This is a genomic window from Staphylococcus sp. EG-SA-2 (assembly GCF_017152085.1).
In genome coordinates this window covers 1-1113 of record NZ_JACYHC010000863.1, presented here as the reverse complement: position 1 = coordinate 1113, position 1113 = coordinate 1, and the positions used below count along the sequence as shown (strand labels likewise).

At 36.1% G+C, this 1113-nt stretch carries 2 protein-coding genes; both read left to right on the top strand.

The genetic code is table 11. The annotated features are described in order from the left end of the window. On the top strand, window positions 1-609 hold a 609-nt coding region (locus IDG60_RS15435), incomplete at its 5' end, for a PTS sugar transporter subunit IIA (RefSeq protein WP_206160881.1). A 15-nt stretch (window positions 610-624) separates the two neighbouring features. Then, window positions 625-1113 (top strand): family 1 glycosylhydrolase (locus IDG60_RS15430; protein ID WP_206160880.1); only part of this gene is annotated, 489 nt, incomplete at its 3' end.

Below are 1113 nucleotides of genomic sequence, written 5' to 3'. Positions count from 1 at the left end.
CAGTTAGTCATAAAATTAAATGGAAATGTCGATGAAGTGTATCAGCAATTACAGCGATTAATTAAGAATGCTAATGTCGAAGAGAGTGAGAATACTGACAATATTAATAGCCAAGATACAAGTTATATACCTCAAGTAAAAGTAACAACACCAATTTTAGTGAAAGCACCAATCGCTGGTCGTCGTATTTTACTTAAAGAAGTAAGAGATTCAATTTTTAGAGAGAAAATGGTAGGCGAAGGCTTGGCAATCAAAGCTCATGAAGAATCCAAAGTAATCGCACCGTTCAATGGTTTAATATCTATGATTGTACCAACTAAGCATGCAGTTCGTATTCAATCAGAAGACGGTGTGGACATAGTCATTCATATTGGCGTGAATACAGTTGACTTGGAAGGTAAAGGGTTCAAGTGCTTTGTAAAGCAAAATGATCGTGTTGAAGCAGGGCAAACGTTGTTACAATTCGACCAGCAATATATACAACAACAAGGCTACAATGCTGACGTTATTGTCGTTATTAGCAACTCTGCCGATTTAGGAAAAGTAGAACTGACAATGAATGAAATCATTACGACTGAAGATGTTATTTTTAAAATATTTAAAAACTAGGAGTGTGTTGTAATAATGACCAAATTACCGCGAAATTTTATGTGGGGTGGCGCTCTTGCCGCAAATCAATTTGAAGGTGGATATGATAAAGGGGGTAAAGGGTTAAGTGTAATTGATGTTATGACGAGTGGTGCACATGGCAAAGCACGTCAGATTACAAAGTCTATAGATCAAAATCACTATTATCCAAATCATGAAGGTATTGATTTTTATCATCGTTATAAGGAAGATATTGCCTTGTTTAATGAAATGGGATTGAAATGTTTACGTACGTCGATTGCGTGGACACGTATCTTTCCGAATGGGGATGAAGATGTGCCAAACGAAGAAGGACTCGCCTTTTATGATCGTATCTTTGATGAATTAATTGCACAAGATATTGAACCTGTTGTGACGTTATCACATTTTGAGATGCCACTTCATTTAGCGAAACATTATGGTGGATTTAGAAATAGAGAAGTTGTCGATTATTTTGTGCATTTTGCGCGTGTTGTATTTGAAAGA